The sequence below is a fragment of the Lwoffella lincolnii genome, from assembly GCF_002014765.1.
GTDB lineage: Bacteria > Pseudomonadota > Gammaproteobacteria > Pseudomonadales > Moraxellaceae > Psychrobacter > Psychrobacter lincolnii.
This window is the reverse complement of sequence record NZ_MUYT01000002.1, coordinates 102,980-125,396: the sequence shown is the minus strand read 5'-3', so window position 1 is coordinate 125,396 and position 22,417 is coordinate 102,980. Positions and strand designations below refer to the sequence as shown.

The following is a 22,417-nucleotide window of genomic DNA, read 5'->3' as shown; positions in this document are numbered from 1 at the left end:
ATGTTTCATGTGAAACATCACAAGGCATTGATGAGTTGACACGTCAGCTGTGTGATATGGTTGGTTTTCACCCATCTGAAAACAGCTTAATTGCTCGCACAAGGCATGTTGATGCCCTAAAACGTACGCTGAGCTTTGTCAATGAAGCTGATGAACAGTTGTCTGTGTATCATGCAGGTGAATTGGTGGCAGAAAGTCTTAGACAAGCTCAGCTTAGCTTAAGTGAGATTACAGGTGAATTTACTGCTGATGATTTATTGGGTAAGATTTTTGGCAGTTTTTGTATTGGCAAATAGACCATAGGACACCATCATGCATTGCCCTTATTGCAATACTCAAGATACCAAAGTCATTGATTCACGTTTGGCTGCCGAAGGGTCTCAGGTTCGCAGACGGCGACAATGCAATCATTGTCAGGAACGCTTTACCACTTTTGAGGTGGTTGAGGTGGTGATGCCACGCATCATCAAATCCAGCGGTAAAATTGAACCATTTGACGCTGATAAATTACGCCGTTCCATCATGCTACCTCTACAAAAACGCCCCATTACCATTGATGAACAAGATGCCATGATTAGCCGCATTGAAAAACGCCTAAGGCAAATGGGTGAACGTGAAATCTTAAGCAAAGTGCTCGGCGAGATTGTCATGAGTGAATTAAAGGAAGTTGATGATGTGGCGTATGTGCGTTTTGCCAGTGTGTACCGAGACTTTCAAGACATTGCTGCTTTTCAAAAAGAGTTGGCAAATATTCGCCCCGATATACAGTACTTAGACAATCGGCACCCAGATAAGCAATAAAGGTCATTCACATCCTTTCACAAACAGCCAAAAGGCAAACCATGATAACCAATCCACCCACCATCAACAGCGTCTTTGGTCAAAATACTTGCTCACAAGATGTGTATTATATGCACCTTGCCATCAGTGAAGCCAAAAAGGGCAGTTACACCACTCGTCCCAATCCCATGGTGGGGTGTGTGATTGTGAAAGATGGTCAGATTATTGGCATGGGTCATCACCCAAAAGCAGGTCAGCCACATGCCGAAGTATTTGCTTTGCGTCAAGCCCAAACCCAGTATCCAGATAAGCTCCATGGTGCGACAGCTTACGTTACTTTAGAGCCGTGTAGCCACACAGGTCGCACACCGCCATGTGCGTTGGCGTTGATTGACGCCAAAATTGCTCGTGTGGTGGTGGCAGGGCTTGACCCAAATCCTAAGGTATCAGGACGTGGCATTCATATGCTAAAGCGTGCAGGTATTGATGTCAGTGTGGGTGTGCTAAAAAAACAGGCAGAAAGCTTAAATAAAGGGTTTTTAAAAGCAATGCGTACCGCTTTGCCATATGTGCGATTAAAAATGGCAATCAGCCTTGATGGTCGTATCGCCATGGCATCAGGTGAATCAAAATGGATAACTGGCACATCCGCACGCCACGATGTGCAACATCTGCGAGCATTATCAGCTGCCATCATCACAGGCAGTCAAACCATCATTGATGATGATCCCAGTTTAACCGTTCGCTCAAATTCATTGGGCATTGATGCAGACATTGATGCCACACAAATACCACAGCCTAAAGTGGTCATATTAGACCGTCAAAAACGGCTAAATGCCAATAGCCCCTATCAAGTTTGTCAGCGTCATGATACCTTATTTTGGTCAGGTAACCTAACAGACTTATTAAAAAACTTAGTCAGCACTTATCAATGCTATGATGTGCTGGTAGAAGCAGGTGGCACAGTGGCAGGTGGTTTTATTGAGCAGGATTTGCTTGATGAGTTGATCATCTATCAAGCCCCTTGTTTGTTGGGTCATCATGGCAAAGCAATGGCAAAATTTTGTATTGATACGCTTGCTCAGCAAAAGCGATATGAGTTGATGTCTTATGAGCGTTTGGGACAAGACGTCAAATTAACATTACACGCCACGTCCATCACCCACAGTGGGTAAGTTTTCGGCAGTTGGCTCAACATGCTCAGGGTAAATTTGACACCTTGTGGATAACTTGCTAAAAATTTTGGTAAAACAGCGATGATTGGTTTCATGTGAAACATCACCAACCGTCATTTTTTATTAAAAAGTTGATGATATCAATGGTTTCATGTGAAACATCTGTGTGACTGACAATCGTCAATGCCCATCATGTTGTTCATGGTTAATCTGTGGATAACTTTGATAATGCGTGTTTAATTGACGTTGTTATGGGCTGATTATTTAAGTTATCCACAGGCAAATTTGATAATTTTGATTTGAATGAGAAAATAATATGTTTACAGGCATTATCGAAAGCACAGGCATTATTCAAAGCATTCAGCCCATTCAAGGTGATGCTCGTTTGATTATAGAATCATATGATTTGGATTTTTCTGATGTTAAGTTGGGCGACTCTATTGCCAGTAATGGCATCTGTTTGACTGTGGTGGATATGGATAAATCAGCCAGTTGCTATGCGGTTGATGTTTCACGTGAAACACTTGATAAGACCACTTTGCTTCACTGGAAAATTGGTGATGTTATCAATTTAGAAAAGGCGATGTTGCCCACCACTCGCTTTGGTGGTCATATGGTGTCAGGACATGTGGACGGTGTGGGTAAAGTCAGCACCGTAAAAAAAGACGCACGTTCTCTTTATGTTGAAATCAGCTTGCCAAAAGAGCTACAACGATACACCGCAACCAAAGGCTCTATCACCATTGATGGCATCAGCTTAACCACCAATTTGGTTAAAGATAATGTGGTGTGTCTGAACATCATTCCACACACAGCAGAGGTTACAAACATTGGCAAACATTGGCACCTAGGTGCTGATGTCAATATTGAGGTGGACGTGGTGGCACGCTATCTTGAGCGGTTGTTGATGGTGGAGAATCACGGCACATCACATCACTTAGGTACATTGACTGAAGCTTTTTTGGCGGATAATGGCTTTAAAAGATAAGGGCGCACCAAACACCAGTCGAGTTATTTTTCCGATTAGAAGTTATTTTAACCGTTTGTCTAAAAACAACTTTATTTATATTCTCATATGGCTTACGTTATGGTGTTATGTTCCTACTTGAGACAAGCAGTGTTGTCGTTATTGAGTAATAAAACAAAGGTGATATTTTTATGAAACATTCCATACATTCCATGCAATCACCCATAAAACTATCGGTCATTGCCATGGTGTCAGCAACGCTAATGGCGTGTGGTGGGGGAGGTGGATCTAATCCCACATCTTCTTCTACGTCAACAAAGCCATCAGAGCCATCAACACCATCAAATCACACATCTGATCTTTCTGTTGCCACCAAACCTACCAAGCCCAGTATACCTAGTACACCCAAAAAACCATCACCAACATCTCAAGATACCACCATAAATACAACCAACACGAACAAGCCATTAACGCCTATTTTAGGAGTATCAGAGGCAAGTCAACTAATAGATAAATCTGCCAGCTTAGCAGTATTGAATGAATGGAATATGCGTCGCATGCAATGTGGGATAAAAGCAGTCAAACCACAAGATAACCTACAAGATGCGTCTAATCAACATGCTGCTTATCTTGCCTATCTGTATACCAATGCTCAAATTCAAGGCTATGGCTATAATAGTCATGGTGAACATGAAAATAGATATTATATTCATGTAACTGGGAAGAAAAACCCATATTACCGAGGCATTCAACCAAGTGACAGGGCTAAATCTGCTGGTTATTTGTCTTTAATGCTTACAGAAAATCTTAGTAAGAGTTGGTCTTATTCTTCTTTAGGTCATTTTCAAGAAAACACTGACCATGCTGTGGTTATGTTGAATGGTTTATTGGCAGCTCCATATCACTTGGCTGGTCTTATGGATAGTCGCTGGACTCAGGGGGCTGCGTCATTGATTGCTTATACACCATATAAAACAGATTCTAAAAAGAATCGTGGTCATATATTAGAGACAATGGCTGGTATTCATCGTGATGATGCCAATCATCATACTACCATACAAGGAATAAATGGTGATGGTATCATTACCTATCCTTGTGAGGGAGTGACAAACACTCAGACAGCTCTTTATTCAGAAAGTCCGAATCCATTTCAAGGCACACGTGATCTGAATAAAAGACCAGTTGGACAACCCATATGGATAAATCACCCAACTGCCAATAACATTGTTGTGACCAACGTTAAATTCTTTGATATCCAAAGAAACATCTCGCTTAAAACCCATGAGCTGACAAAAGATAATGACCCAAATAAACGTCTTCGTGCCAATGAAATGTTCATCATTCCGTTGACTGATGACATCGCCCGTAACAGCTGTGATGCCAATGAATTAAAACTCTTAGGTGACAGTTTTAAAGCCAACAGTTGTGGTTTATATCCCAACACCAAGTATCAAGTCAGCTTTGACATCTCTGTAGATGGCAAACCTAAAACATCACATTCATTTACCTTTAGCACTGGCAAGACCAACTACGGTTAGTTAAGTAAAAAACCAGCAAGTAAAAACCCAAAACATAACCATAAAAACCGCCACAAAAAGGTTTGTGGCGGTTTTTATGTGGTGTTAGGTTTGCCAATCAACAAAATTTTTTAATAGTTGTAACCCTGCGGTGTGGCTTTTTTCTGGGTGGAATTGGGTGGCAAACAGATTGTCTTTGATGATACTGGCACAAAACGGCTGACCATAATCACAAGTAGATGCGGTTAAATTGGCATCATTGGGTTGACAGTAATAGCTGTGTATGAAGTAAAAGTGGGTATTTTCATGGATGTTTTGCCAAAGAGAATGTGTTAAATCCATATCGTAAATGGTGTTCCAACCCATATGTGGCACTTTAAGGGCTGTGTTATTGAAAGTTGTGTTATTGGCATTTGTGCAATTATCGTCAAAGCGTCGAACATGACCTGATAATATGCCCAATGCGGTTGTTCCATCATTTTCTTCTGATTCATCAAACAAGGCTTGCATGCCCACACAGATTGCCATCATGGGCTTATTAAACACCATTTGACGCACCATCTCATCAATGCCAGTCTCTACCATGCCTGCCATGCAGTCACGCATTGCCCCCACGCCAGGGAATACAATCTTGTCAGCTTTAGCAACTTGTCTTGGGTCGCAAGTTAGGCTGACATCAGCCCCCACACGGCTCAAGGCTTTCGCCACTGAATGCAGATTGCCCATGCCATAATCCAATAACGCAACTTTTGTCATTGCTTTATTTTCCTTTTATCATAAAGCTTTTTTATCATAAAGCGTCTTTAGTAGATGGTAGGGTATCTAAAGCTCTTTGGTCATATTCGCACGCCATGCGTAACGCTCTGGCAAAAGCTTTAAAGGCACTTTCAATCTGATGATGACTGTTCTTGCCTTTTAAGTTATCCAGATGCACCGTCATCATCGCATGATTGACAAAGCCAAAGAAAAACTCACTGAACAAGTCCACATCAAAACTGCCCACATGCGATCGAGTAAAAGCAATGTCCATGTGTAGCCCTGAGCGACCTGAGATGTCCACCACCGCACGGCTTAAGCTTTCATCAAGTGGGGCATAAAAATGCCCATAACGACGAATGCCTTTTTTATCCCCCAAGGCTTTAGCAAACGCTTGCCCTAAGCTGATGCCTGTGTCTTCAACACTATGATGGTCATCAATGTGGGTGTCACCTGTGCAATGAATGTCTAAGTCAAACAGACCATGACGCTTGATTTGCTCTAACATATGGTCAAGAAATGGCACACCTGTGTCAATCACCCCTTGTCCTGTGCCGTCCAGATTGACCTTGATGTTGATGTGTGTTTCAGCGGTATGACGCTCAACAGATGCGATGCGGTGGGCGAATTTGACAAGCGATTGAGTGGTTTGGGTTGTGTTTGCTGATGTCATAAAATGTCTCTAATCAATATACACCACTTCCAATGGCGGAAAACCGTTAAACTCAACTGATGAGTACGAGTTGGTATATGCCCCTGTGGTGAGCCAATAAATTCTATCACCAATCTCAAGCTCTTGTGGCAGTTTGTAGTTGGTTTCTTCATACATGATGTCGGTTGAATCACAAGTAGGACCTGCCAACACCACAGTACCTGCATCAGTGGACGTTTCCATTTTTGGCGTGTACACAGGGTATTTGATGGCCTCACCTAAGGTCTCAATCAATCCTTGAAACAGCCCCACATCGGTATATACCCAACGGGTCAAGTCGGTGCGAGATTTGCGAGAGATGAGCACCACTTCAGACACCAGCACACCACTGCCACCAACCAAAGAACGCCCTGGCTCTAAAATGATTTCTGGCATGTCTTCTTCATCTGCGTAATCTTCTGCCAAATAGCGGTTAATTTCATCGGCATAGACTTTAATGGGGTTGACTTCGCTGATGTAGTTGGTGGGAAAACCACCCCCTAAATTAATCATTTTAAGTTTAATGCCCTCTTCATACTTCATCCAGTCGGACATGTACTTGACTTTGGCTAGGGCATCGTCCCATGCGGCCACGTCTTTTTGCTGACTGCCCACATGAAAGCTGATGCCATAAGGCTCTAAACCCAATTGTTTAGCTTGTACCAAAAGGTCAATTGCCATATCAGGGTGACAGCCAAATTTACGAGACAATGGCCATTCAGCGGTTTCTGAACCTTGAACCAAGATACGGACAAAGATTTTTGAACCGGGGGCTTGTTCAGCAATATTTTGTAAGTCGGCTTTTGAATCAGTGGCGTATAAGCGGATACCTTTATCATAGGCATACTTAACATGGCTGGCTTTTTTGATGGTATTGCCATAAGAGATGCGTTCTGGCTCAACACCAACACTCAATACCCTATCTAACTCATAAATCGATGCACAATCAAAGTTAGAACCCAAACCTGCCAATAACTCAATCACTTCCACGGCTGGACTGGCTTTCATGGCATAGTGGATTTTGGCTTTGGGGAACAGCTCAACCATTTCTTCAAATTTGGTTTTGATGCGACTTAAGTCCACCACCAAAAACGGCGTTTGTCTGCCTTCAGAAGCTTTGGTGAATTTTTGCCATTGAGCTTGGTCAAAATATTGTTCTATTTTAATCATAAACACATTCCTTTTAACTTAAAGGCTTTGTTAAATAAAAATAAAAATTAATTAAAAACCAAACCAGCTTACATTAGCTGGCTTGTTTTTCTTTTTCACGTTGTTTGACCACTTTACGCACCTTATCTCTGGCGCGAGATTGTTTAAGCGTAGACAGATAATCGATAAACAATACGCCATTTAAATGGTCGATTTCATGTTGAATGCACACCGCCAATAAGCCTTCAGCTTCTTCTTCAAAGGCATGACCATCTTTATCTAAGGCATTAATTTTGACTTTGGTTGGGCGGTCAACGCTGTCATACACATCAGGGACAGACAGACAACCTTCTTCATAAGGGGCTTTTTCCTCTATCAATGGCGTTACTTTTGGATTAATGAACACTCTTGGGGCATGACGCTCTTTGGATAAATCCATGACAATCAGTTGAATATGACGGTCCACTTGCGTGGCAGCAAGCCCAACGCCATTGGCTTCATACATGGTCTCAAACATATCTGCTATCAATGTTTGTATGTCAGCATCGACTGTTTCTACAGGTTTGGCAATGGTACGCAAGCGTGGGTCTGGATAGTTTAAGATGGGAAGTAGAGCCATAATATTACCTAATAAAAAAAAGATGAATCATTAAAATCAGCCCATATTATAAAAAAAAATGACACAAATAACAAAAATCTTGCCATCTTAAAAAAAGGTGGCAAGAGGCTTATGATGACTTTGCTATATAACTGTGTTTAAATAACTGTGCTGATGATAACGGCAAACTGATTAAAGGAAAAATCAATACCAATAAAGCCTTGTTCACACTGTCAGCAGATGTGGACACGGAAACAACGGACACAGTGGATATGGCGGTTAATACATTAAAACCATTAACACCACCAAAACTTAAGTACAAAATCAACCAATCACAAAATAAGCTAAGTACGAATACCTAACCAATACGACGCTTTCCTGTGATGAATTCATAGGCAAATAATAAGATAATCGCCCCAATCACAGAAAATATCAAACCAACCATACCGCCATCAGCACTGATGCCAAGAACACTTGCCAATAGTCCGCCAACAAACGCACCAGCAATACCCAATATGATGGTCATCACCCAACCCATGGCATCTCTACCAGGTTTGATGGCTCGGGCAAGCAGACCTGCCACCAAACCAATGATTAACATCCAAATAAAACTCATCATGGTCATCACTCCTGTATTATCATGTTTTATTGGTTGGTTTCCACCAATGTTGGTTTTTACCAATTCTTAATAAGGTTCTTAAATGTTGTTGGGACATACTAGCACATGCGTCATCATCATTCATATTGATATTGATTGTCTATTATGATGATTAAGCAAGATTATGGTAAGTTTATGGTAACTTATGTTAACTTAAGTATCTGTTTTGAGTGCTTGCTTTAAGTGTCTGCCTTAAATGTCTGGGTATGGGTTTGTAACGCCCGAACCAATCGCCCATGAATGCCTTCAAAATCCCCATTTGACATGATGATTACCGCATCATCATCACCAATATTTTTGCAAACATAACGGATAATCTCGTCGGTCGTGGTCATCACCTGCTGATTAACAGCATCGCCAATGGCATCAACCACTGACCAGCCTAAATTGGCAGGTTGATACCAAATCACATGGTCAGCAAGACATGCAGATGGGGCAAGCAAATTTTGATGTGTGCCAAGTTTCATGGTGTTAGAGCGTGGCTCAATGATTGCCCAGATGTTGCGTTTGGGGCGGTTGGTAAAGCGTTTTTTTGCCCCATCAAGCGTGGTTGCTATCGCCGTTGGGTGGTGGGCAAAGTCATCATACACGTCAATGGTGTGTTCACCTTTATGAATTGTGCCGACCAGTTCCATACGGCGTTTGATGCCTGCAAAGTTGCATAGGGCTTCACAGGCTGTTTCAATGCTTACTCCCACATGATGGGCAGCCACAATGGCAACTAAGCCATTATTGACACTATGTACACCGCTCATTGACCATTCAACACGACCGACCGTATCACCATGTTTCACATGAAACACTGAGCCATCTTCTTTAACCAATTTGCCTTGCCAGTCAATTTGTTCATTGGTTTGTTCATTGCCAATGTTAATATCAGTGTCAATGCCTGTCCGCCAAATCGGTGTCCAACAACCCTTATTAATGGTGTGTTCTAGGCTTTCACTATGGCTTGGCATGATGATGCGACCACTTGATGGTATCATGCGTATCATGTGGTGAAATTGAGTTTGAATGGCTTGCAAATTGGGAAATATGTCGGCATGGTCATATTCTAGGTTGTTTAAAATCACGGTGGTGGGACGATAATGCACAAACTTAGACCGCTTATCAAAAAACGCACTGTCGTATTCGTCCGCTTCAATGACGAAATAACCATCTTGGTCATCTGTTGAGTTTTTGCCCAAATAACTGCTGTAAGCAAAGGTGTTTTGCAAGCGTGTGTCATCGGTGCTTACCAATGGCACACCACCAATCAAAAATCCTGTATCAATCCCTGCATAATGTAAAATCCACGCAAGCATGGTGGTGGTGGTGGTTTTGCCATGCGTACCTGCCACTGCCAACACATGACGGTATTGCAAGACATGCTCTGCCAAAAACTGCGGTCCTGATGTGTAAGGAATGCGTGTGTTTAACAGATATTCAACCGCATCAATGCCCCGTTTCATGGCATTACCCACAATCACCAAATCAGGAGCAGGCTGTAGATGGCTTGCATGATGGCCTTGCATAATCTCAACCCCTGCTTGCTTAAGCTGAGTGGACATGGGTGGATAGATATTGGCATCTGAGCCTGTTACCGTGTGTCCTAGCTCTTTTGCCAATAAAGCAAGAGACCCCATAAACGTGCCACAAATCCCTAAAATATGAATGTGCATATCAGCATCTCAATATGTTTCAATACGTTGTAAAAATTCAATGCGTTGTCAATTAATACGTTGTCAAAATGTCCATTGTAATCAAAGTTCAACAATAAACAAACAATAAAAAAGCCAGCAAACTGCCAGCTTTTTGTTCACTGTGATTTTTAATAACGCTAATTTTTGATACTATGACAAAGTAACGTCATGTTTAAAAAAACATGTTTAAAAAGTAACGCCTAAAAAGCAACGTTTAGATACCTGCCGCTGATTTAAATGCGGCTTCATCGAAGTCATCGCCATGGGTAACCACGATACAGTTGTCCAAATTGACGTTAACAAACTTAACGCCTTGCACATTTTCAGTCTTTTTAACGATTTCATCGGCTTTATCTTTATCAGAAATTTTTACATCAAATTTGGTCTGTGACATACACTGTTCCTTGTAATTGATAAAATTTGTTAAGAGTGATTGAGTTAAGAGTAAGAGTGGTTAGTGGTTAAAGCATAAAAACCAACTCTTTATCAGAATAACAAATACCATCACAAAATACCATCCATTCCAACCCATCATCTTACCGTTTGTCTAATCATCTTACCGCTTGTCTAATAAGCAACATAAAGTTGCACAACCACAACACACCTTAACCTGTCATGACTCACAAAATTGATAAAAATAAATTTATGCAACAAAATACCCCTATTATCTTGAAAATCTGCCCCATGACCATTATCAATACAAACAACACAACCACTGTCCATCACCTGCCCACCATTTGTTTTCCCAGCAAAGTGATGAATAAGCCAAGCGATAAGTAGGCGGTATAATGATAGTTAAGTCAAAATGACGGTATTTAATAAACAGTATTTAATAAACAGTATTTAATAAACAGTATTTAATAAAACGACAGTTAGTCCACAGTCCACAGATGACATTTGGTCAAAAAAGGAGCAATCATGAATGACACCACCCCCAAAAACCAGCAAGCACAACATCTAAACGAGCCATCTGCCAATCATAGCAACCTAGATGAACAAGCGACCGTGCTGGAGCAAACCATCAATGAATTTGATCCACAGCACAACCAAGATGATGATACCATCAAAAACAACATCGACTTAGATACCTTTAAAGCTCGCATTGCTGAGCTAGAAAGCGAAGTCAAAGCCGCTAAAGAAGGGCAAGCTCGTGCCAATGCTGAGTCTTATAACGCCCAAAAACGCATGGAACAAGAAACAGATAAAGCCAAAAAATTTGCCTTGCAAAAATTTGTAAAAGAGCTGTTAGAAGTGGTAGACAACCTAGAGCGAGCCATCATCAGCGTACAAAATGATGATAATGCCGATGATGCCATCATGGATGGGGTGAAGCTTACTCATAAGTCCTTATTAACCGTATTAAACAAACATGGCGTCGAAGTGGTTGACCCACAAGGTGAAAAATTTAACCCTGAATATCATGAAGCCGTGGGCATTGACACTGATGCTGATGCTGATATGGTGGGCGAAGTGTTACAAAAGGGCTATACCTTAAATGGTCGCTCTGTCCGTCCTGCCATGGTAAAAGTAGGTGGGTAAAAAAAAGTAGGTGGGTAAAAAAGGGATAAAAATTAGAATGAAAATAACAAAAATATTGTTTTACCCCTTGAAAAAATCTGTAAAAAACCGATATAGATAAGCAAGCAAAAACGATGAAAGTTCTTTTTTAAAAGTTCTTTTTCATCAGTAAAATGAAACATCAGTGATTAAACAGTTATTAAAAAAATACGGAGAATTTATTATGGCGAAAGTCATTGGTATTGATTTAGGCACAACCAACTCATGCGTGTCAGTGATGGAGGGTGATAAGGTTAAAGTCATTGAAAATGCTGAAGGGGCAAGAACCACCCCATCTATTGTTGCCTTTAAAGATGGTGAAACCCTAGTTGGGCAATCTGCCAAGCGTCAAGCCGTTACCAACCCAACCAACACCTTATTTGCTGTTAAGCGATTGATTGGTCGTCGTTTTGATGACAAAGTGGTACAAAAAGACATTGGCATGGTGCCATATAAAATCGTCAAAGCCGACAATGGTGATGCGTGGGTAGAAGTCAATGGTAAAAAACAAGCACCACCACAGATTTCTGCTGAAGTATTAAAGAAAATGAAAAAAACGGCAGAAGACTACCTTGGTGAAAAAGTAACCGAAGCGGTGGTTACTGTGCCTGCTTACTTTAACGACAGCCAACGCCAAGCCACTAAAGATGCAGGTAAAATTGCAGGCTTAGATGTCAAACGCATCATCAACGAGCCAACCGCTGCCGCCCTTGCCTATGGCATGGACAAAAAACAAGGTGATAAGACCATCGCTGTCTATGACTTAGGTGGTGGTACGTTTGACGTGTCCATCATTGAGATTGCCGATGTGGACGGTGAACAGCAGTTTGAAGTACTCTCAACCAACGGTGATACCTTTTTAGGTGGTGAAGACTTTGACTTGGCGTTGATTGATTATTTGGTTGAGGAATTTAAAAAAGAGCAAGATGTTAACCTAAAAGGTGACCCACTTGCCATGCAACGTCTAAAAGAAGCGGCTGAGAAAGCCAAAATTGAGTTATCATCAGCTCAAAGTACCGAAGTCAACCTACCTTATATCACCGCAGACAGCTCAGGTCCTAAGCACTTGGTGGTTACCATCAGCCGTGCCAAGCTTGAAAGCTTAACCGAAGAGTTGGTACAGCGTACCATTGCCCCTTGTAAAATCGCATTGGAAGATGCTGGCTTATCAGCAAGTGATATTGATGATGTGATTTTGGTCGGTGGTCAGACTCGCATGCCTTTGGTACAACAAAAAGTACAAGAATTCTTTGGCAAAGAGCCACGCAAAGATGTCAACCCAGACGAAGCGGTCGCCATGGGTGCTGCCATTCAAGGTGCGGTGTTGTCAGGAGATAAGACAGATGTGTTGCTACTTGATGTCACACCATTGACTTTAGGCATCGAGACCATGGGCGGTGTGATGACACCAATCATCGAAAAGAACACCATGATACCCACCAAAAAATCACAAGTGTTCTCAACCGCTGAAGATAATCAGCCTGCGGTAACCATTCAGGTGTATCAAGGTGAGCGTAAAATCGCTGCCCAAAACAAGTTGTTGGGTAACTTTAACCTAACTGACATTCCACCTGCACCCCGTGGCATGCCACAAATTGAAGTCACCTTTGACATCAATGCTGATGGTATTATGAACATCTCTGCTAAAGATAAAGGCACAGGTAAAGAGCAAAGTATCCAAATCAAAGCCGATTCTGGTCTATCGGACGAAGAAATTGAGCAAATGGTGCGTGATGCTGAAGCCAATGCGGCAGAAGACGAGAAATTTGCTAAGCTTGCTCAGGTGCGTAATGAGGCTGATGGGCGTATCCATGCGGTACAAAAAGCCATCAAAGATGCTGGTGATAAGGTAACAGAACAAGACAAGCAATCTGTCGAAGATGCCATTCGTGAGCTTGAGCTTGCCACCAAAGAAGATGACCATGATGACATCAAGTCAAAACTTGAAGCCTTGGATAATGCCTTTTTGCCTGTGAGCCAAAAAATCTACGCTGGAGGTGAAGGTGCTCAAGGGGTTGACCCAAGTCAATTTGAGCAACAGGCAGGGCGTGCAGATACGGGCAATGCACAAAATGATGATGTGGTGGATGCAGAGTTTACCGAGGTTAAAGACGATAAATAATCTGTTTTGTTGCAGCAATTTTGGTAAAGAACATGTCTTTGAAAAATGTATTTTTAATGAAAAACGCATCTTAAGGGGTGCGTTTTTTTATGGTGCTGGTGTCATGACAGTAACACAGTAACAATGACAATGGTAATGGTAATGTGTGGTGAGACATCACCTACTATCACCTATTATCACCATATGCCACCACTATGGATACCTTGTTTTGGTGAGGTGGATAAGGCAGAATAGACAAGTAGACAAAGCAGACTAAATAATAATAAATAGGACAGACGGTAACGCAAAAGGCAGTTGTGAATGAGACCAGTACGCACGATTTACGGTGGTTTTTTTTATTATATGTTGTCCATCATGGTGTTGGTCGGAGCGTATTATTATGTGTGGATTGCCAAGGCAAGACAATACCAAGTCGAACAATCTAAGCTGATTTATGCGTTGATGTCACAAACTGCCTTGGTCATCGATGCTGAAATTGTTAAGCGTTATCAACAGGTTGCAATGACCGATACTAAGAGCATAAAAACGCAATACGTCAATATTCTTAGCCACTTGCAAAAATCATCACCTCTACAAGGCAGCACTTTTAATATTCATTTAAGTCAAAATCACTCTCTTAAGCCACAAGCGACCATCAATTTAAGCCACCAAGGATTAGATAATCAGTTTGATGATTTGTCTCAGATTGCTTTTTTTAAACAAAAACATGCTAAACAAAGTCATGATGCTTATGTCATCGATGGTGAACAGCTCACAGGCTATATTCCGTTGTCTTTTGGTTATGGCATCATGGTGCAGGTTAAGCATCGTCCCATTGATTATCAGCCACAGGCGTTGGGGTTTTGGTTGCCGATTATGTTGGCGTTACCACTGTTGTTATTGGGGCTTTATGTGTCATGTCATCGTAACCGACAATGGCAAATGGTGATTGACGATGCCCATGCGATTGCATCGCCACAGTCGCCTTTATCTTATCAATGTTTGTCGATGCCAAATAAGCATTTGGGTGATGCGTTTGACGGCTTATCCACCGCATTCAGTCGTCTTTTTTTGCAGACACAGCGTCAGCGTCGTGCTTTGCTTGTTAACAAAAGATTGACTCAGCGTTTGATGGAACATGCTCCCATTCCCATGGCGTTGGTGTGTCGCAGTGGGCATATTGGCTATGTGAATGCTCAATTCCGTAACGTGTTTCATTTGGAGGTTATCGATGATGCCAAGCGGTATGTGAGTGATTTTATCATGGGGGCAGACAAATCGGCACAAAGATTCATTAATCATTTGACAGACGTGCCATTATCTAAGCAGGCGATGGTGGTGGGATGCTTTGATAAGCGTCATTATCTGCTTAACATGAATCCGTGGTTTTCTGAGCATGGGCAGATGCAGGGCATCATGGTGAGCTTTACTGATGTGCATGAGTTGGTTATTAAGACAGCTGATGATACGCAAGTGATTGAGCAACTCAGTGCTCGTTTGTCATCGTTTGACAAACTTTGGTCAATGATGGGGCATGAGTTAAGAACGCCTTTGTCGGGTATTTTGGGCATGCTGGAGTTGTTTGGTAAAGACAGCTTAAACAATGAACAAAAAGAAGCCTTTGCGACGGTTGAGCGGACGGCAGAGAGCATGCTGGGCATGCTCAATGACATGCTAGACATGGCAAAGATGGATGCAGGTAAATTACAAATTAATTACGAAATCACTGACATCTTGACCTTGTGTCGGCAAGTGTGTGAGCTGATGGTTGGTAATGCACGCAAGCAGGGCATTGAGCTGTTGTGTTATTTTGACACCAGTTTTCCCAGATACATCAGCACAGATTCGGTACGATTGCGTCAGGTGCTGATGAATCTGTTGGGTAATGCCATTAAGTTCACAAAAACAGGCTATGTTGCGTTAATCATCAGTTATGATGAACTGCCAACTGATGAGCAACACACAGCAGGCAAACAGCACACAGCAGACAAACAAGAAGATGGCAATCAGCCTTGGCTTAGGTTCTCAGTACAAGATACGGGCATTGGCATCAGTCAAGAAGAACAACGCCATTTGTTTACCTTTTTTAATCAAGCCAATAACAGCATCAGCAGTCAATTTGGTGGCACAGGGCTGGGGCTGGCGATTTCTAAAAGCTTTGTCCAAATGATGCACGGTACGCTTAAACTGACCAGCATTGTGGGTCAAGGCAGCGATTTTAGCGTCTATTTGCCTTACCAACGTCATAACCAGCCTGTCTATCAATTTTCGACTGATTTTACGGGAATTGGCTTATATGTCATCAGTAGTCAAGCCATTAGTGGCAAATATTTGACACAAATTTTTAATGACATGGCATTGCCTGCGTTTGTGCGTGTGGGCATCAATGACAAAACCTTAAGCGATATTACAAACAAACAACAACAAGTAGATGGTACATTAAAAAGCGTGCTGTTGATAGAACATGAAGCACTGAATGACACATCATTGACACTGCTTAGTCAATTGCCCGATTATCAAAACATGGCAAAGATATTACTGAGCATGCAACCTGAACGCATGGTTGGCTTGAACTTACTTGATGAGTTTGATGGTTTTTTAAATAAGCCGTTAGACATCAGTGATTTGGTGTCTGAGTTAATGCGATTGACCCGACCAAATCAATATTTTGACAGTGTGGATACCCGACTGTCTGCCGTACAGACGCAGTTTAATGCCTTTATGGAACGCCATGCCCAATCTAACTTAATCCAATCTGACTTAATCCAATCTAATTTAGCCCAAGAGCAAGAAAACCAAAGTCAAGACCATCAAAGCACACACGCCATCATCGCCAATATTCGTCCCAATGTGCTGTTGGCAGAAGACAACCCCATCAACCAAACGGTGGCAAAAAAAGTACTCAATAAACTGGGCTATGACGTCATTGTTGCTAACAATGGGCAAGAAGCATTGGAATTATTGGCAAAACATCGGCAGAAAATCGCCTTGGTACTGATGGATTGTCGCATGCCAATCAAAGATGGGTTGACCGCATCTCAAGAAATTCGCCAAAAACGTGACAGCATTCCTATCATCGCTTTAACCGCTAATGCCAGCGATGAAGACCGACAATTATGCCTAAAAGCAGGCATGAACGACTTTTTAACCAAGCCCGTCAGAGTGCAAAATCTAGAACCGTTATTGAATAAGTATGACTTACAATCTAAGATATCCAAACATTAAAACTTAGGATACAAGAACTTAGGATACAAAAACTTAGGATACAAAAATTGTGTGGACATTGAAATTTGGGCATCAACATGACATATGACATCAGCCACATCAGTTAAATTCGGCATCAGTTAAAGTTAGGTTAAATAAAGTTAAATTAAATAAAGTTAAATTAAATAAAGTTAAATTAAATAAAGGTAAGCGTTATGAATTCAAGCCCACCTGTTAGCACCTTACAAGCAAAAACCGCCCAAGAAAAAACCAAAAAAACTCGAGTGGTATTTGCAGGCACGCCTGACTTTGCTAAAGTTGCCTTACAAACCTTAATTGACCATCAACATCAGCTAAACATTGACATCATCGCTGTCTATACCCAACCTGACCGCAAGGCAGGGCGTGGACAAAAGCTGACTGCAAGTCCTGTTAAAGAATTGGCCCTTGCCCATCATATTCCTGTGGAGCAACCTGTCAGTTTTAGCCTAAAGTATCAACCAGACAATGGCATCAGTGGTCAAGTTTCACGTGAAACATTGGCAAATTACCGCCCTGATGTGATGGTTGTCGCAGCGTATGGTTTGATTTTACCACTTGGTGTGCTCAACATGCCCACCTTTGGTTGTCTAAACATTCATGCTTCTTTGTTACCACGTTGGCGTGGGTCAGCCCCCATTCAACGAGCCATTTTAGCAGGTGATGCTAAAACAGGCATTACCATCATGCAAATGGCAAAAGGACTGGATACAGGTGATATGCTATATCAAGTGGGTTGTGAAATCACCGATACCGACACCACCCAAACCTTGCATGACAAACTGGCACAATTAGGTGGCAAAGCGATTGTTACTGTGTTGGCAGAGTTGCAAAATTATCAAGAAAATGCTCAAAAACAAGAAGACACGGTTGCCAACTATGCCAAAAAAATCACCACCGAAGAAGGCAAAATAAACTGGCAAGAAGATGCTTTCACCATTCAACGTCATATTCGAGCGTTAAATGCCTTTAGTTATTTGGATAACGATAAAGACCACAATGCACGAATAAAAATACTGGAAGCCAAGCCCATTAAGCCTGAGCAAACCACCACCTATCCAGCAGGATATGTGGTGAGTGTGGGGCGTAATGCGATTTTGATTGCTTGTGGTAAAGGAGCAGATGGTATGCAAAGGCTAATTAACATCACCAAAATGCAATGGGCAGGTGGTAAACCACTCACTGCCGAGCAAATTGCCAATGGGGATAAGTTAAATGATGGAGATATGTTTGTATGATGTGCCACAATGCTCCCAGCATGTCGTCTAATCCTTCGTCTGGCACCTTGCTTAGTACTCGTGCCAAAATCATTATAATCCTTGAGAAAATCCAACAAGGTCAATCGCTTGCCACATTATTGAATGATTTACTAGGTAGCGTATCGCCCCAAGATAAAGGGTTTGCTCATGAATTGTTACTTGGCACACTGCGTCAATGGTGGGCATTGTCTCGCATTGGCGAGGGCCTGATTGAAAGAGAGGTCAGTGATAAAGGTGTTTGGGCAGGTTTGAATATTGGTTTATACCAACTATTATATATGGATACGCCCGATTATGCAGCGATTGGTGCAACGGTTGAAGCGATAAAGCAACTGAATAGAGGTTACGGTGCAGGGCTTGTCAATGCGATTTTACGAAAAGTACAAAAAAACCCTGCTAAATTCCACAAAAAAATCACCAAAAACCACAGTTTGCCCAACTGGCTTGCCCAACAGCTTAAGCAAGATTGGGGTGAGTATTATGGTGAATTGGGGCAAGCATTACGCCAATCTGCCCCGATTTTTTTGCGAGTCAATGCCCAATTTAGCACCATGGCTGATTATGCCAAACTGCTGAATGAACAAAACATCAACTTTGATATTGTCACAACAGGCTTTAATGACACCCAAGCCATACGCCTAATTGATAACGTTAAAATCACCCAATTACCTCATTTTAATGATGGCTGGGTCAGTATACAGGATTTGCATGCCCAGCTTGGTGGTTATATTTTGCATGAATTGCCATTAGCAAAACCGATGACATTACTAGACACTTGCACGGCTCCAGGGGGGAAGTTGACTCACTTATTAGAGTTGTTTCATGTGGAACAATTTGCACAAGTTGTTGCACTTGATAATGATAAAGAACGTCTAAAAAAAGTGGGTGAAAACCTTGAGCGATTGCAGTTACAGAATAAAAAAGTAACATTGGTGTGCGATGATGCCACCACCTTTGTTGTGGATGCGCCCTTTGATGTCATTGTGTTAGATGCTCCATGTACTGCCACAGGGGTGATACGTCGACACCCTGACATTGCCCTACTTCGTACTGAACATGATGTGGCACAAACGGTGAGCTTGCAACGGCAAATTTTGGCAAATTGTTGGCAAAATTTGGCGGTTGGGGGGTATTTGTTGTATATTACTTGTTCGTTATTAAAAGCAGAAAACGAACAGCAAATCCAAGTTTTTTTGAGCAAAAATCAAAATGCTGATGTGGTGGATTTTGTGTTGAATTTAAATAACCAAATCAAACGAGACATTGGTTATCAATGTTTACCCATTAACCCCAATGGCGGTGATGGGTTTTATTATGTGTTGTTAAATAAAAGAATGTGATAATGTGTTGGCGACGATGTGTTTGGGCAACCACAGCAAACCGACCACAGTAAGCCATCAATGGTATGAACTTTAATTAATCATTGGAAAATCAAATGCACTATATCAGCACCCGTGGCAATACCGAAAAAATGTCATTTAGTGATGTGTTACTGATGGGACTTGCCCCAGATGGTGGCTTGATGCTCCCTGAGAGCTACCCACAGATTGATGATGCCACGTTAACTCAATGGCGTGAACTTAGCACCACAAAAACAGGGTATCAAGACTTGGCTTTTGAAATTATGAGCTTATTTGCCACTGACATACCAAAAGTGGACTTAAAAAATTTGATTGACAAAACTTACACTGCCCAAACCTTTGGTACAAATGACATCACGCCCATTCGTACATTAAAAGATGGCATCAAAATTCTTGAATTGTCCAATGGCCCAACGTTAGCCTTTAAAGACATTGCCATGCAGTTTTTGGGTAATGCCTTTGAATATGTGCTAAAACAAAAAGGCGAACGTCTGACCATCATCGGTGCAACATCAGGCGACACAGGCAGTGCCGCTGAATATGCCTTGCGTGGCAAAGACAACATTGAAGTGTTTATGATGTCGCCGTATGGCAAAATGAGTGCGTTTCAGCGAGCCCAAATGTATGGCTTAGACGATAAAAACATTCATAACATTGCCATTAAAGGCATGTTTGATGACTGTCAAGACATTGTCAAAGCCTTACAACAAGATGCCAACTTTAAAGCCAAATATGACTTAGGCACGGTCAATTCCATCAACTGGGGACGTATCTTGGCTCAAATCGTGTATTATTTTAAAGGCTATTTTGCCAGTACCACCGATAATGGTCAAAAGGTCAGTTTTTGTGTGCCATCGGGCAACTTTGGCAATATTTGTGCAGGACACATTGCTCGTGAAATGGGCTTGCCCATTGGGCGACTAATTGTGGCGACCAATGAAAATGATGTCTTGAATGATTTTTTTACCACAGGAAAATACACCCCACGCACCGCTGATAAGACTTATGTGACATCTAGCCCATCAATGGACATCTCTAAAGCATCTAATTTTGAGCGATTTATTTATTTGTTGTTAGACAAAGATGGTGAAAAATTAAGCCAACTTTGGGCAAATGTGAACAGCGGGCAAGGTTTTAACTTAAAAGAGTTATTAGAAAATATTAACAATAAATACGGCTTTGCGTCAGGTAAATCCACCCACGCCGACCGCATTGCCACCATTAAATCTGTCTATGAAAGTGATGATGACTTACTGGACCCACACACGGCAGACGGCGTGAAAGTGGCTCGTCAAGTGCGTCAAGATGATGAAATCATCATCTGTGCTGAAACCGCACTGCCTGCTAAATTTGCTCAAACCATCAATGAAGCGGTGGGTGAGATTGACATTCCTAGACCTGAGCATACCAAAGGCATTGAAGCCTTGCCACAGCACGTTACGGTATTGGACAATGATGCCCAGTTAGTGCGTGAGCAGATTGAGAAGTTTGTCGTGGCGAAATGATGGGCAAAAATTGAATTTTTAGCTAAAAAATGGCTCATTTTGTCAGTTTGTTGCCAAATCTTGCTGATATTATGTTATTGTTAGACGATATGTAAATGAGATACAATGTTTATTTGGTCATGATTGCAATGATTCCAGTTCAGTTTCATTTTATGCTCAATGTCATTTTATGATGGATACAACAATGAAAAACACCGCTCGCTTTGTTAAAAAAATGCTTACTGGCAGTGTCATGGCAGCCACGTTGCTGTCAGCCATTCCTGCTCAAGCGGACAATCCCCCACCGACCTTTAAGGCAGATGCCCCCAACCGTTATGTGGTAAAAAAAGGCGATACCCTTTGGCACATCTCGGGGCGTTACCTTGAAAGCCCTGCTCGTTGGCGTGAGATTTGGGCAACCAATCCACAGATTAAAAACCCCCATCTTATCTACCCCGGGGATATTTTAATTTTGTGTGTCATTCGTGGTGAGACCATGGTTGGCATTGATACAGGTGAAGGCTGTGCAGGGGTAGAAAAACACGTTACAGGTCAAGTTACCCAAACCCCTCAAGTTACCCAAACCCCTTCTGTTGTTGTTACTGATGTTGCCAATAGCATTCCTGCCATTCCGTTATCTACCATTCGTCATTGGTTGGATAAGACCGTCATCGTCGACCCAACCAATTATGAAGCCACACCGTATGTCTTGGCATCTAAAAATCGCAATCTGCTTACCGCAGAAGGGGATAAAATCTATGTCAAAGGTGTTCCGTTAATTGTTGGTCAAAGATATGGTGTGTATCGTGAAGGTCAGCCGTATGTAGACCCATTAACCAATCAAGTCATGGGCTTAGAGGTTACACAAGTGGCATCAGGCATCGTTACTGATGTGGCGAGCAATGGCATATCTAGCCTACAGTTGCTAAAAAACTATGATAAAGAAGTGCGTGAAGGTGATCGTGTCTTTGTCGAATTGGGTAATTTTGTTCCTCCTGTGTTTAATCTTCGTCCTGCTCAAGTCAGCCGTGGCGGTCGTATTTTAAGGGTGATGGATTCTATCAACTATGCTGGGCAAGGCAGTGTGGTGTCTATTAACTTGGGTGCACTACAAGGGGCAAATCCTGGTGATGTGCTGACGGTTTATCGCAGTGGGGCATTGGTGCGAGACATACGAGATGATGACGCAACAGTGCGCCTACCCAGTGAGCCTGCTGGCAACGTGATGATATTTAAAACATTTGATAACATCAGCTATGCGTATGTGCTTGACTCAACAGTGCCGTTAGATGTGGGTGATAAGTTATTGCCACCACCTTATATTTAAGTATTTAATCATCACATTGCCATTTACTCCCATGTCGCATCAATCGGGCAGATAATGTTATCTGCCTTATTTTTATGTTTTTATGGCATATTTTTGATAATGGTTTTGATTT

The 22,417-nt window shown here is 41.9% G+C and carries 18 protein-coding genes and 1 pseudogene; 12 read left to right on the top strand and 7 right to left on the bottom strand.

Annotation, left to right across the window (positions count from 1 at the left end; genetic code table 11):
• From trmE to B0682_RS01865, 5 genes and pseudogenes are all read left to right on the top strand, one after another.
• Positions 1-296: pseudogene (gene trmE / locus B0682_RS09585) on the top strand (tRNA uridine-5-carboxymethylaminomethyl(34) synthesis GTPase MnmE); the annotation flags it as partial.
• Between the two features lie 16 nt (positions 297-312).
• Positions 313-801 (top strand): transcriptional regulator NrdR, encoded by a 489-nt coding sequence (gene nrdR / locus B0682_RS01880; protein WP_078306407.1) that lies wholly within the window; start codon positions 313-315, stop codon positions 799-801.
• 41 nt (positions 802-842) lie between these two features.
• Entirely contained in the window at positions 843-1,955 is a 1,113-nt protein-coding gene (gene ribD, locus B0682_RS01875; RefSeq protein WP_078306406.1) for a bifunctional diaminohydroxyphosphoribosylaminopyrimidine deaminase/5-amino-6-(5-phosphoribosylamino)uracil reductase RibD, read from the top strand.
• Between the two features lie 316 nt (positions 1,956-2,271).
• The gene (locus B0682_RS01870) at positions 2,272-2,943 is read left to right on the top strand and encodes a riboflavin synthase (RefSeq protein ID WP_078306405.1); all 672 of its coding nucleotides are present in this window, start codon (positions 2,272-2,274) and stop codon (positions 2,941-2,943) included.
• A 170-nt stretch (positions 2,944-3,113) separates the two neighbouring features.
• Positions 3,114-4,460, top strand: a complete 1,347-nt coding sequence (locus B0682_RS01865) for a CAP domain-containing protein (protein ID WP_078306404.1) — start codon at positions 3,114-3,116, stop codon at positions 4,458-4,460.
• Positions 4,461-4,544: 84 nt separating this feature from the next.
• Here B0682_RS01865 and hisH read toward each other — a convergent pair whose 3' ends face one another.
• The 7 genes from hisH to B0682_RS01825 form a co-directional block, all read right to left on the bottom strand.
• A complete protein-coding gene (gene hisH / locus B0682_RS01860; protein ID WP_078306403.1) occupies positions 4,545-5,195 on the bottom strand; it encodes an imidazole glycerol phosphate synthase subunit HisH in 651 nt (216 codons plus the stop codon).
• A 34-nt stretch (positions 5,196-5,229) separates the two neighbouring features.
• Entirely contained in the window at positions 5,230-5,868 is a 639-nt protein-coding gene (hisB, locus tag B0682_RS01855; protein WP_078306402.1) for an imidazoleglycerol-phosphate dehydratase HisB, read from the bottom strand.
• A 9-nt stretch (positions 5,869-5,877) separates the two neighbouring features.
• Positions 5,878-7,056, bottom strand: coding sequence for a type III PLP-dependent enzyme (locus B0682_RS01850; RefSeq protein WP_078306401.1), 1,179 nt, complete (start codon positions 7,054-7,056; stop codon positions 5,878-5,880).
• A 73-nt stretch (positions 7,057-7,129) separates the two neighbouring features.
• Complete coding sequence (def, locus tag B0682_RS01845; protein ID WP_078306400.1) at positions 7,130-7,654, bottom strand: peptide deformylase; 525 nt, start codon at positions 7,652-7,654, stop codon at positions 7,130-7,132.
• 337 nt (positions 7,655-7,991) lie between these two features.
• On the bottom strand, positions 7,992-8,249 hold the full coding sequence (locus B0682_RS01835) for a GlsB/YeaQ/YmgE family stress response membrane protein (RefSeq protein WP_078306449.1): 258 nt from the start codon (positions 8,247-8,249) through the stop codon (positions 7,992-7,994).
• 221 nt (positions 8,250-8,470) lie between these two features.
• Positions 8,471-9,952: a UDP-N-acetylmuramate:L-alanyl-gamma-D-glutamyl-meso-diaminopimelate ligase gene (gene mpl, locus B0682_RS01830; protein ID WP_078306398.1), complete on the bottom strand. Its 1,482-nt coding sequence runs from the start codon at positions 9,950-9,952 to the stop codon at positions 8,471-8,473.
• A gap of 235 nt (positions 9,953-10,187) precedes the next feature.
• Positions 10,188-10,367 (bottom strand): hypothetical protein, encoded by a 180-nt coding sequence (locus B0682_RS01825; RefSeq protein ID WP_078306397.1) that lies wholly within the window; start codon positions 10,365-10,367, stop codon positions 10,188-10,190.
• Positions 10,368-10,891: 524 nt separating this feature from the next.
• Between B0682_RS01825 and grpE the strand changes: the two genes are divergently transcribed.
• The 7 genes from grpE to B0682_RS01790 all read left to right on the top strand — a co-directional run bounded on the left by grpE (position 10,892) and on the right by B0682_RS01790 (position 22,305).
• A complete protein-coding gene (gene grpE / locus B0682_RS01820) occupies positions 10,892-11,512 on the top strand; it encodes a nucleotide exchange factor GrpE (protein ID WP_078306396.1) in 621 nt (206 codons plus the stop codon).
• A gap of 202 nt (positions 11,513-11,714) precedes the next feature.
• A complete protein-coding gene (gene dnaK / locus B0682_RS01815; RefSeq protein ID WP_078306448.1) occupies positions 11,715-13,652 on the top strand; it encodes a molecular chaperone DnaK in 1,938 nt (645 codons plus the stop codon).
• A gap of 300 nt (positions 13,653-13,952) precedes the next feature.
• Positions 13,953-16,856: a response regulator gene (locus B0682_RS01810; RefSeq protein ID WP_078306395.1), complete on the top strand. Its 2,904-nt coding sequence runs from the start codon at positions 13,953-13,955 to the stop codon at positions 16,854-16,856.
• Positions 16,857-17,050: 194 nt separating this feature from the next.
• Entirely contained in the window at positions 17,051-18,112 is a 1,062-nt protein-coding gene (fmt, locus tag B0682_RS01805; RefSeq protein WP_078306394.1) for a methionyl-tRNA formyltransferase, read from the top strand.
• 20 nt (positions 18,113-18,132) lie between these two features.
• Entirely contained in the window at positions 18,133-19,473 is a 1,341-nt protein-coding gene (gene rsmB / locus B0682_RS01800; protein ID WP_143823232.1) for a 16S rRNA (cytosine(967)-C(5))-methyltransferase RsmB, read from the top strand.
• Positions 19,474-19,568: 95 nt separating this feature from the next.
• Entirely contained in the window at positions 19,569-20,999 is a 1,431-nt protein-coding gene (gene thrC, locus B0682_RS01795) for a threonine synthase (protein WP_078306393.1), read from the top strand.
• 169 nt (positions 21,000-21,168) lie between these two features.
• Positions 21,169-22,305, top strand: a complete 1,137-nt coding sequence (locus tag B0682_RS01790) for a LysM peptidoglycan-binding domain-containing protein (protein WP_240494814.1) — start codon at positions 21,169-21,171, stop codon at positions 22,303-22,305.
• The last annotated feature ends 112 nt before the right edge of the window (positions 22,306-22,417 follow it).

Bases quoted from the DNA above. Each gene is read 5' to 3' on its own strand.
- nrdR (WP_078306407.1), top strand. From the start codon at position 313: ATGCATTGCCCTTATTGCAATACTCAAGATACCAAAGTCATTGATTCA.
- ribD (WP_078306406.1), top strand. From the start codon at position 843: ATGATAACCAATCCACCCACCATCAACAGCGTCTTTGGTCAAAATACT.
- B0682_RS01870 (WP_078306405.1), top strand. From the start codon at position 2,272: ATGTTTACAGGCATTATCGAAAGCACAGGCATTATTCAAAGCATTCAG.
- B0682_RS01865 (WP_078306404.1), top strand. From the start codon at position 3,114: ATGAAACATTCCATACATTCCATGCAATCACCCATAAAACTATCGGTC.
- hisH (WP_078306403.1), bottom strand. From the start codon at position 5,195: ATGACAAAAGTTGCGTTATTGGATTATGGCATGGGCAATCTGCATTCA.
- hisB (WP_078306402.1), bottom strand. From the start codon at position 5,868: ATGACATCAGCAAACACAACCCAAACCACTCAATCGCTTGTCAAATTC.
- B0682_RS01850 (WP_078306401.1), bottom strand. From the start codon at position 7,056: ATGATTAAAATAGAACAATATTTTGACCAAGCTCAATGGCAAAAATTC.
- def (WP_078306400.1), bottom strand. From the start codon at position 7,654: ATGGCTCTACTTCCCATCTTAAACTATCCAGACCCACGCTTGCGTACC.
- B0682_RS01835 (WP_078306449.1), bottom strand. From the start codon at position 8,249: ATGAGTTTTATTTGGATGTTAATCATTGGTTTGGTGGCAGGTCTGCTT.
- mpl (WP_078306398.1), bottom strand. From the start codon at position 9,952: ATGCACATTCATATTTTAGGGATTTGTGGCACGTTTATGGGGTCTCTT.
- B0682_RS01825 (WP_078306397.1), bottom strand. From the start codon at position 10,367: ATGTCACAGACCAAATTTGATGTAAAAATTTCTGATAAAGATAAAGCC.
- grpE (WP_078306396.1), top strand. From the start codon at position 10,892: ATGAATGACACCACCCCCAAAAACCAGCAAGCACAACATCTAAACGAG.
- dnaK (WP_078306448.1), top strand. From the start codon at position 11,715: ATGGCGAAAGTCATTGGTATTGATTTAGGCACAACCAACTCATGCGTG.
- B0682_RS01810 (WP_078306395.1), top strand. From the start codon at position 13,953: ATGAGACCAGTACGCACGATTTACGGTGGTTTTTTTTATTATATGTTG.
- fmt (WP_078306394.1), top strand. From the start codon at position 17,051: ATGAATTCAAGCCCACCTGTTAGCACCTTACAAGCAAAAACCGCCCAA.
- rsmB (WP_143823232.1), top strand. From the start codon at position 18,133: ATGTCGTCTAATCCTTCGTCTGGCACCTTGCTTAGTACTCGTGCCAAA.
- thrC (WP_078306393.1), top strand. From the start codon at position 19,569: ATGCACTATATCAGCACCCGTGGCAATACCGAAAAAATGTCATTTAGT.
- B0682_RS01790 (WP_240494814.1), top strand. From the start codon at position 21,169: ATGATGGATACAACAATGAAAAACACCGCTCGCTTTGTTAAAAAAATG.